Source organism: Fibrella aquatilis (assembly GCF_017353255.1).
Classification (GTDB): domain Bacteria; phylum Bacteroidota; class Bacteroidia; order Cytophagales; family Spirosomataceae; genus Fibrella; species Fibrella aquatilis.
In genome coordinates, this window is record NZ_JAFMYU010000006.1 from 67,823 (window position 1) to 82,500 (window position 14,678).

A 14,678-nucleotide genomic window follows, 5' to 3' on the forward strand; every position below is an offset into this window, starting at 1 on the left:
TCCTGACTCTTACCTCTCACCTCTTCGCTATTAATAATACCCTATCAATGAATTTCTTAGCACGTGCAATGACCGGTTCATGTGGGCTTCTACGGTGCGTACCGATATGCCCAGTTGCCCGGCAATGTCGCGGTATTTCAGGCCCTGTTCGCGGCTAAGGCGGTAGATCAGCTGGCCCTGCCGGGGCAACTGCGCCACGGCCCGGTTGAAACGGACATCGAACTCATAGTCGATAATCCGCTGCTCGGGCGATTCGCTTGGGGCGGTGGGTGCGTGGTGATCGCTGGTCAGTTCGCAGTGACTGTTTTCGTGACAGCTTCGGCTTTTGAGGTAATCCAGCGACTGGTTTTTCACCGCCCGGTAGCAGTAGGGCTGAAACGACGCGTAGATCTCAATCTGCGCCCGGTTGCGCCAGAGCTTCACAAACACGTCGGCCACTAGTTCTTCGGCCACTTGCGGGCAGCGTACAAAGCGCGTGGCATAGCTACAGAGGGGAGCGTAGTGCAAACTGAACAACTGCCGGAAGGCCGGGTAATCGTTGGCAGCCGTTACCCGCCGAAACAAGGTATCGGCCAGCCCGGCGGCACCCGTTCGTTTAGGCAGTTGTACGGGTAGTTTTTCGGCAAAAAGTTGCGGTGTTGCCATTACAGGTTCGGTAGGGAAGGTTGGTTCAGACAGCCTATACTGTTGCTGCCTGCACACTAAAATAGCCCCCAACCCCTTAGATCGGCGCTATTTTTTCTCAAAAACAGCCTATTTTTCTACGCAATCGTTCCCGGCAACGATGCCAGTAACGAAATCACTTTTTCCAGAAAAAATTTATTTATTTCTCTGACCAGGCTAAGTAGTGGGTGGGCGTTTTGTCGTCTATGATTGTGCACTAATTACGGGACCTATGCGCTGTTTTGCCATCGTCTTTCACCGCGGGGTCCTTCAGGCACTAACCTCACTTGCTTTTACCATGAAGAAACGCTTACTCATTCGGACCGTCTCTGCCGGGTTGCTGACGGCCTGCCTACTGGGGCTGTTGCCCACCGGCAATAAGGCCCTGGGGCACTCGCCTACCCATTTCGTTCAGGACCGCACCGTGACGGGTACGGTACGGTCAACGGAAGACAACAACACGCTGCCGGGTGTAAACGTGGCCGTGAAAGGCACCACCCGTGGCACCACCACCGACGCCGAAGGCAACTTCCGCATCAGCGTTCCCGACGACAAAGCCATTCTGGTGTTTTCATCGGTAGGGTTCAACGCACAGGAAATCGTGATTGGCAACCGCGAGTCGGTCAACATTCGCCTGGAGGCCGATTTGAAGAACCTCAACGAAGTGGTTGTGGTGGGGTATGGTACCCAGAAGAAGAGTCAGCTCACGGGGGCCATCTCGTCGGTGTCGTCCAAGCAGATTACCGAAATGCCCATCACTAACCTCGGTCAGGCGCTACAGGGCCGCGTGGCGGGGGTCGACGTGGCGCAGTCGGGTAGCAAGCCCGGCACCGTACCCAAGATCCTGATCCGGGGGCGGCGGTCGTTCAACGCAGGCAATGACCCGCTGTATGTGGTGGATGGTATTCCGCTGTCGGCGGGGTACGAAGACTTCAACCCCAACGACGTGGCCTCCATGGAAATCCTGAAAGATGCCACCTCAACGGCCATCTACGGTGCACGGGGTGCCAACGGTGTGGTCATCATCTCGACCAAACGGGGGGCCGTCAATGGCCGCACCACTGTCAACTACGACACGTACCTGGGCAGTACCGAAGCACTCGACAAAATCCATCTGTTTACCGGTGCCGAATTTGCCGAATACAAACGCGAATCGCGCCGCACGGTAGGTACCTACAAAAGTGCCGACGGTACCCCCGTACCCACGGGCGTGGCCGATGCCTTTGCCGACTCGAAACTGTTCGAACCAGTTGAGTTAGAGGGCATCGCTGCTGGTCGCAACACTGATTACCAGAGCATGATGTTGCGATCAGGTTTCCAGCAAAACCACTCGCTGGGCGTGCAGGGGGGCAATGATAAAACGCAGTTCTATATCTCAGGCGGCTTTTTCCAGGATAAGGGCATCATTCCGGGCCTGGACTACACGCGGGCGTCGTTCCGGGTCAATATTGACCACCAGATCAACAAAACGTTCCGAGTGGGTCTGTCATCCTATACGATGAACAGCATCCGTAATGGAGCTAACCGGAACCCCTACGGTTTCACGATTTCGCAAAACCCGCTGGGCAAACCCTACGACGATCAGGGCAACCTTATTTTCTCGCCCACCAATGATGCCCTGCTAACCAACCCCATGGCCGAACTGGTGCCGGGAGCGCAGGTAGACGAAACCAAGAAGTACCGGATTTTCAACAGCGTTTATGTAGAAGCCAACATCCTCGATGGACTCAAATACCGTCTCAACGTGGGTCCCGACTTCACCATTGCCCGGGCCGGCCGTTTTGTGGGTGCGCAAACCAATGAGATCAAAGGCGGCAACCCTACGGCTTCGACAAACAGCCAATTTGGTTTCAACTACACCATTGAAAACATCCTGACCTACAATAAGGTGTTCAACGGGGTACACAACCTGGGCGTTACGGCGCTTCAGTCCATTCAGCGCGACAACTTCGAGGCAAGCGGTATTTCGGTGCAGGGTATCCCCGCCGAAACCCAGCAGTTCTACAACGTGGGCAACGCCAGCCTGGTGCTGGGCGTGGGTAGCGGCCTGACGCAGTGGACGATCAACTCGTACATGGCCCGCGTCAACTACGACTACAAAGACAAGTACTTGTTGACGGCCACCATCCGTCGCGATGGGTCGAGCCGGTTTGGTGAAAACACCAAGTACGGTAACTTCCCCGGCCTGGCCCTGGCCTGGAACATCAGCAATGAAGACTTCCTGAAAAGCACCACCTGGCTCGATCAGTTGAAACTGCGCGTGAGCTACGGACAAACCGGCAACCAGGGGGTATCGCCCTACCAGACGCAGGGTCTGCTGAGCCGCACGGCCTATGCCTGGAACGCAACCCCTGCCTACGGCTATCGCCCCAACACCATTGGCAACCCCGATCTGAAGTGGGAAACCTCTACTACCGGCAACTTCGGTGTTGATTTCTCGCTTTTCCGGGGCCGGGTAGCGGGTTCGCTGGAATTGTACCAGACCAATACCACCGACCTGCTGCTATCGGATCAGTTGCCCACCTCAACGGGCTTCAACGCCGTAACGCGTAACGTGGGCGAGACCCGCAACCGGGGTATCGAACTAAGCCTCTCGACGGTCAACGTCAACACCAACAGCGGCTTCAAATGGTCAACGGACTTCACGTTCTACAAAAACTCGGAAGCCATCCTGTCGCTCTATAACGGGGCTATCGACGATCCGGGCAACCGCTGGTTTATTGGTCAGCCGCTGAACTCGTACTACGATTACAAGAAGGCGGGCATCTGGCAAACCAGCGAAGCCGACGCCGCCAAGTCGTTTGCCAGTTCGGTAGGGCAGATTAAAGTGCAGGACACCAACGGCGACGGTAAGATCACCGCCGACGACCGGGTGCTGATTGGCTCAGACATTCCGTCGTGGCAGGGAGGTATCACCAACCGGTTCAACTACAAAGGCTTCGACCTGTCGTTCTTTATCTTCGCCCGCATTGGTCAGACCATCGTGAGCCGGTTCCACCAGAACAGCAACGCCCTGGCGGGTCGCTACGGGCAGATCAAGGTAGACTACTGGACGCCCAACAACCCCACCAACGAGTTCCCACGGCCCAACGTAAACCAGGAATTCCCGGTCTACAACACGGCCATTATCTACTTCGACGGCTCGTTTGTGAAAGTGCGTAACATCAACTTCGGCTACACGTTCGCCCCCGCCCTGGCCCAGAAAATGGGGCTGCAATCGCTGCGGTTATTCACCAGCATTCAGCAGCCGTTTATCTTCTCGACCTACCGCACCAAGTACAACGGTGTCGATCCTGAGTCGTCAGATGGTAACGTCAATAACGACGTAACGCCCGCCACGCGGGTGACTACCTTCGGCTTAAACGTGCGCTTCTAACCACCTGACAAACAGATCTTTTATTGCCTTTATATCATGAAAAATAGTCTCTCTATCAAACCCTTGAAAGTGCTGGCACTGGCAGCTTTTATGCTGACGGGACAGTCGTGTAAGGACGTGCTGGACGAAGTGGTGGTGTCGAATATCGGCAACAACTACATCAACACCACGGCGGGTTTCAACGACGCCGTGAAAGCGGCTTACTCCTCATTGCGGTCATTCTACGGCACTGAGCGCGGCCTGACCATGTCTGAATACGGCACCGACCTCTACACCACCGGGGCCGACGGCAGCTTCAAAGGCTTTCACTTCTACGATTCGCAACTGATTGGCACGGTGAGCATCATCCAGGAAGTCTGGGATGAACTCTACCGGGGCATCAATACCTGCAACGCCATCATTGACCGGGCACCCGCCGTGACGGGCCTGACCGACGCCGTGAAGAAGCAGCGCGTAGCCGAGGCTAAGTTTCTGCGAGCGCACTACTATTTCCTGCTGTTGCAGGAGTTTGGTGGCGTTGACCTGCGCCTGACCGAGACGCTGGCCCCCACCAAAACCACCACGCGGGCATCGGAAGTCGATATGTACAAGGCCATCATTGCCGACCTGGAGGCCACCCTGCCCGACCTGGAGAACAAAGCCAAAGCCACAGACTACGGCCGGGCTACCAAAGCCGCCTCGGAACACCTGCTGGCACGGGTATACCTGACCAAAGCCACATCAAGCGCCAAAGCCGCCGACGATTATGCCAAGGCAGAGACCTACGCCAAAAACGTAATCAACAACTACGGCTTCAAACTCCTGCCCGACTTTGCCAGCGTGTTTGCGCAGGGGGCTGGTGAGATCAACGACGAAGTAGTGTTCGCCGTGCAGTATACGTCCGACCCCCTCACCAACGCCGATGGTAACTCGCTACACCTGTATTTCGGGATGCAGTATGACGTGCAGGCGGGTATGCAACGGGACATTTTCTACGGTCGTCCGTTCAAGCGGCTGCGCCCCACCACCTACCTGACCGAGACCGTGTTTAAAGAGCGGGTGAATGATTCGCGCTACAAAAAGTCGTTCCGCGACACCTGGCTCTCAAACCTGCCGGGTACCTACAATACAGCCTTTGATGCCTCGAAAGCAAAGGTGACGTTCAAAAGCGGCGACACAACCATCTTCATTCCCGGCTACGAAATGACCCTGGCCGAGCGGGCCAAGCGCCCCTACCAGGTGCTCGTGCCCAGCGCCTACAGCGCGGCCCTGTTCCCCACGCTCCAGAAGTTTTTCGACCCCCTGCGGCCCGACAAGACTTACACCAACGGTAGCCGCGATTACCTGGCTTTCCGCCTGGCCGACACGCACTTAATGCTGGCCGAAGCCCAGATTCAACAGAACAAAACAGCCGAGGCTACCACCAACATCAACCTGATCCGTCGGCGGGCGGCATGGCCGGGCAAAGAGGCTGCCATGGAAGTAAAAGCCGCCGACGTGAACATGGACCTGCTGATGGAAGAACGCGCCCGCGAACTGGCCGGCGAACAAACCCGCTGGTTCGATCTGAAACGTTGGGGTAATCTGGTAGACCGGGTGAAAAAATACAACCCCGACGCCGCCAATACCATTAAAGCCATTCACAACCTGCGCCCCATTCCACAAACGCAGATAGACCGTAGTGCCAAAGCCGCCGACGGCAGCCCTGGCTTCCCACAAAATCCGGGGTATTAAAAGGGAGTTCAAGGTTTAACGTTTAAAGTCTAAACGGTCCGCCGTTGCGGTTGCTTCGCCCATGTCTGACAGAGCAACGTTAGACTCTAAACGTTAAACCTTAAACCCCTTCTTTCCAGTAGAAGCTCCCTAATCATCGTTTATAACTTTATGGAAAACCGCAGAGATTTTATCAAAAAAACAACGCTGGCCGGGCTGGGCATATCCATGCCGGGTGTCACGTTTTCGGCCAGTAGCTACGCCCGCATCATCGGGGCTAATGAGCGCGTTCGGGTGGGGGTCATTGGCTTTTCAGACCGGTTTCGGCAGTCGCTGGCACCGTCGTTTGCCAACCACGCCAAAGAACTCAACTTCGAGTTTGTGGCCGTGTCGGACCTCTGGGAACGTCGCCGCAACGAGGCCGAAGCCTTTTTAAAAGAGAAGGGCCTGGCCAGTTCGGGATTTGTGAAATGCCGCAATAACGACGAACTGCTCGACCGTAAAGATGTCGATGCGGTGATGATCTCGACCGCCGATTTCCAACATGCGCTGCATTGCGCCGCCGCCGTAGAATCGGGCCGGGACGTGTATGTGGAGAAGCCCTTCGCCGAGTCGCTGGAGGATGCCCGCAAAGCGCTGAAGGCCGTGACCAATTCCAAAAAAATTGTCCAGGTGGGTTCACAACGGCGGTCGGCTCCCAACTACCACGCCGCCAATGAATACATCAAGTCGGGCAAGTTCGGCGACATTTCGATGGTGGAAATGACGTGGAACGTGAATCAACCGGGCCGGTGGCGCAGACCCAAACTCGTGAGCGAAATCCGGCAGGAAGACATCGACTGGAAACGTTTTTTGATGAACCGTCCCAACGTGGCCTGGGACCCGCGCAAGTACCTTGAATACCGGTTGTTCTACCCGTATTCGTCGGGCATTCCGGGGCAGTGGATGTCGCACCAGATCGATACCGTACACTGGTTCAGCGGGTTAGATCACCCACGGAGCGTGGTGGCTAATGGCGGCGTGTACGTCTGGAAAGATGGCCGCGTGAACCCTGACACGTTTACGGCGGTATTTGACTACGGCCCCGACAATGACAAAGCCAAAGGATTCCAGGTGTTGTATTCGTCGCGGATGCACAACGATGCCGGTGGCGTGAAAGAATATTACTTCTCGAACGGCGGCATGATCAACCTTGACACCAACAAGATTTCGCCGGAAGGCGGACTGTCGGCAGGCTCGGCCAAAGAGATGGGTATGCAGGCAAATATGCTAGCCGAACAGTCGCTGGCCAACGCCGTGAAAATGTCGACGAGTGCCAACACCGGTGGTGACCCGATGACCTCACTCCACGTGCGTAACTGGATGGAGTGCGTGCGTAGTCGGCAGGAGCCAAACGCCCCGGCGCGGGTTGGTTTCAACCACTCGGTTGCCAACATCATGGCCACCACGGCCCTGCACACGGGTAAGCGCGTAACCTGGGATTCGGTGAAGCAAGATATGGTTGTCAGCTAAGTCAATACTCGCTTCTGTGTCAAGCTGCCCCGGTTTCTCCGCTTTGTCCAACGGGAGGAAACGGGGCAGTCTGATGTAGCCCTAATGCACTGAATTAATTGTCTCATTTTCTGCGTTTTCCCGATAAATAGATCAACGTATATGAATGTGATTGGTAAAGCGACAGCGGCCAATACGTTCGATGCCATCGTGGTGGGGTCGGGCATAACGGGCGGCTGGGCGGCGAAAGAACTGACGCAGAAAGGCCTGCGTACGCTGGTGCTGGAACGGGGCCGAAACGTAGAACACGTAACCGACTACCCTACTGCGCTCTGGAACCCCTGGGAAGTTCCGTACCGGGGTCGCGACACCCGCGACCGTGTGGCCGAATACCCCGTGCAGAGCCAGAACTACGCCTTCAGCGACGCTACGAAGCACTTTTATGTCAAAGATGTTGACCACCCCTACACCCAACAATCGCCGTTCTGGTGGATTCGCGGGTATCAGGTGGGCGGTAAATCGCTGATCTGGGGGCGGCAAACCTACCGCTGGAGTGACCTCGATTTTACGGCCAACGCCCGCGACGGGCACGGCGTCGACTGGCCCATTCGCTACGCTGATCTGGCTCCGTGGTATAGCTACGTCGAGAAATACGTGGGTATCAGCGGACAGGCCGAGCACATTCCGCACTTGCCCGACTCCGAATTTTTGCCACCATTCGCGATGAACTGCGTGGAAAAAATGGTGAAGGGCAAAATCGAAAAGCAGTTTCCGGGTCGGCGTATGAGTATCAGCCGCGTGGCGCACCTCACAGTGCAGCACCGGGGCCGGGGCCTGTGTCAGGCGCGAAGCCTGTGCGAACGGGGATGCCCGTTTGGTGGCTATTTCAGCAGCGTCTCAAGCACTATCCCCGACGCCCGCGCCACCGGCAGATTAACCCTGAAACCCGAATCAGTGGTGGTGGAAGTCCTCTATGACGCTCAAAGGCAACGCGCTACCGGGGTACGTGTGCTGGACGTAGCCACGAACAAAACAACCGATTATTTTGCCCAAATCATCTTTCTCAACGGCGGCACCCTCAACACCACTGGCCTGCTGATGCGCTCGGTCTCGAACCGGTTTCCGAACGGATTGGGCAACGACAGCGACACCCTGGGCCGGTATCTGATGGACCACCAGAAGAACATCGGCGCGTCGGCTTCGGTAGAGGGTTTCGAGGATTCGTATTACTACGGTCGGCGACCGGCGCAGGTGATGATTCCGCGGTTCCGCAATATCTCGCCCGAAACCCAACGGACAGACTACGTGCGGGGCTTTATGACCTACGGCGGTGCATCACGGGCGGGTTGGCAGCAGGTGCTTCAACAACCCGGCTTCGGTGCCGAACTGAAAGTCGCCGCCACCCATCCCGGCCCCTGGCGGATGCAGCTAAGCACCTACGGCGAGTGCCTGCCTTATGCCGACAACCGGGTAACACTGAACCACAACGTGCTGGATGTGAACGGTTTGCCGACCCTGAATATTGACGCAAAATTCCGCGAGAATGAAATCGCCATGCGCAAAGACATGGGTGCGTCGGCGGTGGAGATGCTGGAAACAATAGGTCTGAAAAACGTGAAGCAAACAGAAGACCATAACGTACCTGGCTTCTCGGTGCACGAAATGGGCACCGCCCGCATGGGACGCGACCCCAAAACATCGATGCTCAACGCGCATAACCAACTCCATGCCGTGAAGAATGTGTTTGTCACCGACGGCTCGGCGATGGCCTCAACGGCCTGCCAGAATCCGTCGCTAACCTACATGGCGCTGACCGCCCGCGCGGCCAACTTTGCCGTAACTGAATTGAAAAAGAAAAACCTCTAATACCTTGACTACCAATCTTCTCCATACCATGCGCTGGTTTGGCCCCAATGACCCGGTGTCGCTGATGGACATCCGGCAGGCGGGCTGCACCGGCATCGTTACCGCCCTTCACCAACTAGCCGTGGGCACTGTCTGGCCCGTGGAAGCCATTCAGGAACGCATCGGCCTGATTGAACAGGACAACCAAACCCATACGCCGCTGCACTGGTCGGTGGTGGAAAGTTTGCCCGTTCACGAAGACATAAAAAAAGGCAAGCCTTCACGCGACGGGTACATTCAAAACTACCAGCAGTCGCTACGAAATCTGGCGGCCTGTGGTGTGAAAACGGTTTGCTACAACTTCATGCCCGTGCTCGACTGGTCACGAACGGACCTCAGCTATCAGATGCCCGACGGCTCACGGGCGCTGCGGTTTGTGTGGGAAGACTTTGCCCTTTTCGACCTCTGCATCCTGAAACGCCCCGGTGCCGAAGCTGATTACGACGCCGACGTAGCCAACGCAGCTCGTCAGCAATTCGCCCAATTTTCGCCCGAAGCTATTACCCATCTGACTGATACTGTGCTGCTTGGCTTGCCCGGTTCGGAAGAGAGTTTTACGCTGAGCGGCTTTCAGGACTACCTGAATGAGTACGTCGAGGTAGATGATGCCCGGCTTCGCGAAAACCTGTATTACTTCATCCGGGCGGTGGCTCCCGTCGCGCAGGAAGTAGGCATCAACCTCTGTATCCACCCCGACGACCCGCCAATGCCCCTACTGGGACTGCCCCGCGTGCTCAGCACCGAAGCCGACATTGCTCAACTGATGGCTGCCTACGACCACCCGGCCAACGGCCTCACGTTTTGCACCGGTTCGCTGGGTGTGCGCGCTGACAATGACCTGCCCGCCATCATCCGCCGTTTCGGAAATCGCATTCATTTTCTGCACCTGCGGTCTACCAAACGCGAAGACAATCCGCGCAATTTCCACGAAGCCGACCACCTGGCTGGCGACGTGGATATGTATGCCGTACTCCGCGAAATCGTGCTGGAACAACGCCGTCGTCTGGAAGCGGGTGAAGGTGAACCATCTATACCAATGCGCCCCGACCACGGCCACCAGATGCTGAGCGACCTACAAAATTCTGCCCGATCCTACCCCGGCTACTCCGCCATTGGTCGCCTCCGTGGCCTGGCCGAATTGCGGGGGTTAGAACTGGGCATTAAGCGATCATTACCCCACCCTCATGGCCACAAACCTAATCTTTTCCCTCGAAAATAAACGCGCCCTTATCACTGGCGGGGGCAGCGGTCTTGGGCTGGCTACGGCCCGGTGCATGGTGCTGTCTGGTGCTGAAGTCATCATCACCGGTCGGCGGGAAGAATCACTGCGCGAAGCAGTAGCGGAACTGAACGCGGGTCAAATGGATGGTCAAAACGGTACGGGCAAGGCACGTTACATTGTCAACGACGTGTCGAAACTGGACGGGCTGGACGAACTGGTTGATCAGATCGGCAGTGAGTTTGGGCCAATTGACTGCCTGGTGAACAACGCGGGTATAAACCTGAAAAAACCAGCTTTAGATGTTACTGACGCCGATTTCGACCGCATTATCCAGACGAACCTCAGCGCCGTTTTTGCGCTGACCCGCGCGTGTGCCCGGCAAATGGTGGCGCGAAAGCAGGGGTCAATTATTATGATTTCGTCGATGGCCGCCTACTACGGCATCGACCGGGTGGTGGCTTATGCAGCCTCGAAGGCGGGGGTGGAAGGCATGGTGCGGGTGCTGGCGTCGGAGTTTTCACCGCACAACGTCCGGGTGAATGCGCTGGCACCGGGGTTCATCAAAACGGCCATGAGCGCCGCCGCCATGAACAGCGACCCCGACCGCCGCGACCGTGCCCTGCGACGAACGCCCATGGGTGATTTTGGTCACCCCGACGACGTGGGCTGGACGGCAGTTTTTCTCGCTTCCGACGCCGCCCGCTACATTACTGGTGTCTCCTTACCCGTCGATGGCGGTAATTCTATTGGTTTTTAAGCAAGCCTAAACCTCTTACCTTATGCCTTCTCCCCTTACCCGACGCGGTTTTGTGAAAGCAACCGGTGCCCTCACCACGGCCGTTGTGGCCGGTTTTCCGACCATCGTGCCCGCCTCTGTTTTTGGCAAAAACGCCCCCAGCAACCGCATCAACGTGGGTGCCATTGGCACGGGGCGCATCTCGCGGACGCACGACATGCCCGGCGTCTGGCAATATGAAAACGCCCTGATCATGGCCGTCTGCGACGTTGATGTAAACCGCGCCAACGATGCCAAAACGCTCGTTAACGGGGTCTACGCCAAAAAGACGGGCAAAGACTACGATGGCGTAAAAGTCTATACCGACCACCGCGAACTGCTTCAAAACAAAGACATCGACGCCGTGCTCATCAGCACGCCCGACCACTGGCACGCACCGATGGTGATCGACGCCGTACGGGCGGGTAAGGACGTATACATGCAGAAGCCCGCCTCGCTCACCATCTCGGAAGGCCGCGCCATGGCCGATGCCGTCAAGAAATCGGGACGGATTATGCAGGTAGGCAGTCAGCAACGGTCGTGGGAGCAGTTTCGGTATGCCGTTGAACTGGTGCGCAACGGACGGATTGGCAAAGTCAAAAACATCTACATCGGCCTACCCGGCGATCCGTCGGGCAATGAAGAGCCGCCCATGCCGGTGCCCGCAACCCTGAACTACGACCGCTGGCTCGGCACCACCCCCGACGTGTACTACACCGAAAAACGGGTGCATCCGCAAACCGGCTACGACCGCCCCGGCTGGCTCCGCTGCGAACAGTTTGGCGCGGGTATGATTACGGGCTGGGGGTCGCACCACGTCGACATTGCGCACTGGGCTATGGACCTCGAACACACCGGTCCGGTAGAGATTTGGGGTAAAGCCGATTTCCCAAAAAGTGGCCTCTGGAACGTCCACGGGCTGTTTGAAACCCACGCACTGTATGAAAACGGCCTGAAGATGGTCATCAGCAATGACCGCCCCAACGGCATCCGGTTCGAGGGTACCGACGGCTGGCTGTTCGTCTCGCGCGGCGATGCCCCCGTCACGTCTACGGACCCGATTCTGTTACAATCGTCGAAGAAGCTGGACGCGTCGGACCCGAAATTACTGACGTCGGTGATTGGGCCGAACGAGTTTCACGTACCGCCCAGCAAGGAGCACCACGGCAACTGGCTGGAGAGTATTGTGAGCCGCAAACAGCCTATTGCCCCCGCCGAAGTAGGGCACCGTTCGTGCAGTACCTGCCTGCTGCACCACATGGCGATGAAATTGCCCCGCCACCTGCACTGGAACCCCAAAACCGAACAGTTCAAAAACGACCCCGAAGCCACCGCCATGCTCTCGCGCCCGCAACGGCCGTTGTATGCTATTAAATGAGTTTCCTCCCTCCCCTATGAAACACAACAACCGCCGCCAGTTTATTCAGCAAAGTATGGCCTCGGCAGCGGGGCTGGTAGCCCTACCTGAAATGGCCCTGTCTGCCTCGCCCAAATCACCTTCCATTCCCATAACCTACACCGGTGCCACGCGAATGCGGTTTTCGGTAATCGGCATCAACCACGGACACATCTATTCCATGGTTAAGGCGTTGCTCCGAAATGGGGGCGAACTGATTTCAGTATATGCTGTTGAACCCGATCTGTTGGCGGCCTTCACCAAAGAATTTCCACAGGCGAAAGTAGCCCGGTCACAGGCCGAAATTTTGGACGACAAGTCAATCCAACTCATTGCGTCGTCGGCCATTCCGGCCGAGCGGGCGGTGATTGGCATGGCTGCCATGCGCCACGGCAAAGATGTGATGGTGGATAAACCCGGCATTACGTCGCTGGAGCAACTGGCTGAGGTAAAGAAAGTGCAGCGCGAAACCAAACGCATTTATTCGATTTCGTACAGCGAACGCTTCGAAAATCAGGCTACGGTGAAGGCGGGTGAACTGGTGAAAGCCGGGGCTATCGGCAACGTGATTCAGACCATCGGACTAGGCCCCCACCGCATGACGCCCAAGTCGCGGCCTGAGTGGTTTTTCGACCAAAAAAACTACGGCGGCATCCTCTGCGACATCGGTTCGCATCAGTGCGACCAGTTTTTGTATTTCACCGGCTCGAACACGGCCGATGTCGTGGCGGCGCAGGCGGGCAACGTGCATTACCCGCAATACCCTCAATTTCAGGATTTTGGCGATCTAATGCTGCGCGGTAACGGTGGCATGGGCTACGTCCGCGTTGACTGGTTCACCCCCGACGGCCTCAGCACTTGGGGCGACGGCAGGCTCACGATTCTGGGCACCGACGGCTACATGGAACTTCGCAAATACGTCGACATTGGCGGTCGTACGGGGGGTAGTCACCTGTTTTTGGTAAACCAGAAAGAAACCAAGCACATCGACTGCAGTCAGGAACCCCTCCCCTACGGTGGCCAACTTATCGACGACGTGCTGAACCGTACCGAAACCGCCATGACGCAGGCGCATTGTTTCCTGGCCACCGAACTGGCCCTGAAAGCGCAGAAAAAAGCGGAGATGATTAAGCTGGCAAAGTAGCGACGCTGGATGCTGGACGTTGGATATTGGATACTAAGCACTGGACGCTAGTAATCTGACCCAGTGTTTAGTATCCAACGTCCAATATCCAACATCGTCTACTTCAGACTCTTCAAATACGCGATGCTTTTCGGGATCTGCTCGAACTCTTTGTTGCTTTCATCTTCGATGTAGAAGTGTTTGATACCGATTCGGTTGGCCTCTTTAATGATGTTCGGGAAATCGGCTTGTCCATCTCCAACTACCACGTCGTTTTCGGGAGCAGTGCCGCCGGTTAGATTGCCCACTACGCCTTTTTTGAGGTCTTTTACGTGCATCAGCTTCCAGCGGCTACCGTATTTTTTCAGTAATGCCACGGGGTCGCCACCGCCGAAAACGGTCCAGAGCACGTCCATTTCGAAAGACACGTAGGCCGGGTTGGTGTGCTGAATGATGTAGTCGAGTAGGGTCCCGTCGCCGTATTTCTGAAATTCGTAGCCGTGATCGTGGTAGCAGAAGGTGATGCCGTTTTCTTTCATCACCTTGCCAATAGCGTTAAAATCGTCGACCGCTTTTTTGGCGTTTTCGATGGTGAAGTTGCCTTTCTGATGCGGAATCCAGGCGCACATCAGGTAGGTGGCACCCAGGATTTTGGCCGTAGCGGCAGCCTCCTGCGGGTTTTTCACCAGTTGTTCATAGCCGCCGCCCGTTGACGTGATTTTGATACCCCGTTCGTCGCAGGCTTTTCTAAATTCCTGCGGGGTCATGTCTTTGGTGGCACCGCCTTCCATCTCGGTGAACCCCAGTGCCTTGATGGTGTCGAGGGTGGCGAGTGTCCCCTTTGGGAAGCTGTTGCGAAACGTGTACGCCTGTACGCCGAATGCCGCTTTATAGAGCGGAGCGCCCTGTTTCTGCCCAAAGGACAAGGTGGCCGAGAGCAGTAAACAACCGGCAAGCATTTGTTTTTTCATGTGAGTAAGAGCCGTTGGCTATGTAGTCCAAACACAAAGAGCTGTCGGCCATAAGCATACTATC

General features: G+C 56.5%; 10 protein-coding genes. 8 read left to right on the top strand and 2 right to left on the bottom strand.

The window, feature by feature from the left end:
- Positions 1 to 30: 30 nt before the first annotated feature.
- On the bottom strand, positions 31 to 645 hold the full coding sequence (locus tag J2I48_RS09575; RefSeq protein ID WP_207335210.1) for an RNA polymerase sigma-70 factor: 615 nt from the start codon (positions 643 to 645) through the stop codon (positions 31 to 33).
- 316 nt (positions 646 to 961) lie between these two features.
- Here J2I48_RS09575 and J2I48_RS09580 point away from each other — a divergent pair, with 316 nt between their 5' ends.
- The 8 genes from J2I48_RS09580 to J2I48_RS09615 all read left to right on the top strand — a co-directional run bounded on the left by J2I48_RS09580 (position 962) and on the right by J2I48_RS09615 (position 13,664).
- Complete coding sequence (locus tag J2I48_RS09580; protein WP_207335211.1) at positions 962 to 4,039, top strand: SusC/RagA family TonB-linked outer membrane protein; 3,078 nt, start codon at positions 962 to 964, stop codon at positions 4,037 to 4,039.
- 36 nt (positions 4,040 to 4,075) lie between these two features.
- Positions 4,076 to 5,752, top strand: a complete 1,677-nt coding sequence (locus tag J2I48_RS09585) for a RagB/SusD family nutrient uptake outer membrane protein (protein WP_207335212.1) — start codon at positions 4,076 to 4,078, stop codon at positions 5,750 to 5,752.
- 150 nt (positions 5,753 to 5,902) lie between these two features.
- Positions 5,903 to 7,243, top strand: coding sequence for a Gfo/Idh/MocA family protein (locus tag J2I48_RS09590; RefSeq protein ID WP_207335213.1), 1,341 nt, complete (start codon positions 5,903 to 5,905; stop codon positions 7,241 to 7,243).
- Positions 7,244 to 7,384: 141 nt separating this feature from the next.
- Positions 7,385 to 9,088 (top strand): FAD-dependent oxidoreductase, encoded by a 1,704-nt coding sequence (locus J2I48_RS09595; RefSeq protein WP_207335214.1) that lies wholly within the window; start codon positions 7,385 to 7,387, stop codon positions 9,086 to 9,088.
- 28 nt (positions 9,089 to 9,116) lie between these two features.
- On the top strand, positions 9,117 to 10,346 hold the full coding sequence (gene uxuA / locus J2I48_RS09600) for a mannonate dehydratase (protein ID WP_207335414.1): 1,230 nt from the start codon (positions 9,117 to 9,119) through the stop codon (positions 10,344 to 10,346).
- Positions 10,312 to 11,106: an SDR family NAD(P)-dependent oxidoreductase gene (locus J2I48_RS09605; RefSeq protein ID WP_207335215.1), complete on the top strand. Its 795-nt coding sequence runs from the start codon at positions 10,312 to 10,314 to the stop codon at positions 11,104 to 11,106. Before uxuA ends, J2I48_RS09605 begins: the two co-directional genes overlap by 35 nt.
- Positions 11,107 to 11,128: 22 nt before the next feature.
- Entirely contained in the window at positions 11,129 to 12,502 is a 1,374-nt protein-coding gene (locus J2I48_RS09610) for a Gfo/Idh/MocA family protein (protein ID WP_207335216.1), read from the top strand.
- 16 nt (positions 12,503 to 12,518) lie between these two features.
- Positions 12,519 to 13,664: a Gfo/Idh/MocA family protein gene (locus J2I48_RS09615; protein WP_207335217.1), complete on the top strand. Its 1,146-nt coding sequence runs from the start codon at positions 12,519 to 12,521 to the stop codon at positions 13,662 to 13,664.
- 98 nt (positions 13,665 to 13,762) lie between these two features.
- On the opposite strand, the gene J2I48_RS09620 is transcribed toward J2I48_RS09615, so the two are convergent.
- Positions 13,763 to 14,614, bottom strand: a complete 852-nt coding sequence (locus tag J2I48_RS09620) for a sugar phosphate isomerase/epimerase family protein (protein WP_207335218.1) — start codon at positions 14,612 to 14,614, stop codon at positions 13,763 to 13,765.
- Between the last annotated feature and the right edge of the window lie 64 nt (positions 14,615 to 14,678).